This is a genomic window from Streptomyces sp. SID3212, assembly GCF_009865405.1.
GTDB lineage: Bacteria > Actinomycetota > Actinomycetes > Streptomycetales > Streptomycetaceae > Streptomyces.
Genome location: NZ_WWJY01000985.1, coordinates 1 through 1,125, shown reverse-complemented (window position 1 = coordinate 1,125; position 1,125 = coordinate 1). Strand labels below are relative to the sequence as shown.

Annotated in this window: 1 protein-coding gene; it reads left to right on the top strand. The window is 74.8% G+C overall.

The annotated features are described in order from the left end of the window. Window positions 1-263 precede the first annotated feature (263 nt). Window positions 264-1,125: ROK family transcriptional regulator (locus GT042_RS29460; protein ID WP_345943968.1), on the top strand; the 862-nt coding region annotated here is incomplete at its 3' end.

The following is a 1,125-nucleotide window of genomic DNA, read 5'->3' as shown; positions in this document are numbered from 1 at the left end:
CGCGCGTGACACGTCCCTGGTGTCCGACGCGGCGGCGCGCGCCGCGCTGGCCCGGGACGCGGTCGCGGTGAAGGGGGGCCTGGGCGACTGACGCCGAGTGCCGCTCCGTCCCCCGGCGGGGCGGTGCGCGTGAAGGGCAGGGGCCGGTCCGTGCCGGCGCCTGCCCTTCACGGCGCTCCCCCGGCTGTCGCGTCCCGCCGGCTGTTCCGTCCCGCTCCATCCCTGTGGTGTTCCGGCCTAAGGTGTCCCGAGGAAGGGAGCCCGTGAACATTCCGTACCGCGTCATGAGCCTGCTGCGCGACAACGGGCCGCTGTCGCGCGCCCAACTGGCGGACCGGGTGGAGGTACCGCGCCCCCGGCTCCTCACGGAACTCGACCGCATGGTCACCGCCGGCCGGGTCCTGGAGGCCGGCCCCGCCGCCTCGCGCGGCGGACGCCGCTCCACGCTCGTCCAGCTGGCGCCCGGCCTGCGGTTCGCGGCCGTCGACCTGGGAGCCAGCTCCATCGACATCGAGATCACCGACGGCGGCCTGGAGCCGGTGGCGTCCTGCTCCGAGGAGGCGGACATCCGCTCGGGCCCGGTCGCGGTGCTGGACCGGGTCAGCGAACTCCTCGCCGGGATGCGCGAGCGGGGCCACTATTCCCGGCTCGACGCGATCGGCATCGGCCTGCCGGGGCCTGTGAGCTTCCGGGAGGGTGTGCCCGTCTCGCCGCCGATCATGGCGGGGTGGAACCGCTATCCCGTACGGGACACCCTCGCCCGGGCGCACGACTGCCCGGTGGTCGTGGACAACGACGTGAACGTGATGGCGCTCGGCGAGCAGCACAGCGGGGTCGCCAGGACCGTCGAACACCTGCTCTTCGTCAAGATCGGCAGCGGGATCGGTTCCGGGGTGCAGCACCACGGCCACATCTACCGGGGGGCGGCGGGGGCGGCCGGGGACATCGGCCACATCCAGGTCGAGGCGGAAGGACCGGTCTGTTCGTGCGGCAACTCCGGCTGCCTGGAGGCGTACTTCGGCGGGACGGCCCTCGCCAGGGACGCCCTGGCGGCCGCCCAGGACGGCCGGTCGCCGGCCCTCGCCGACCGGCTCGCGGAGCGGGGCACGCTGACCGCCGTCGACG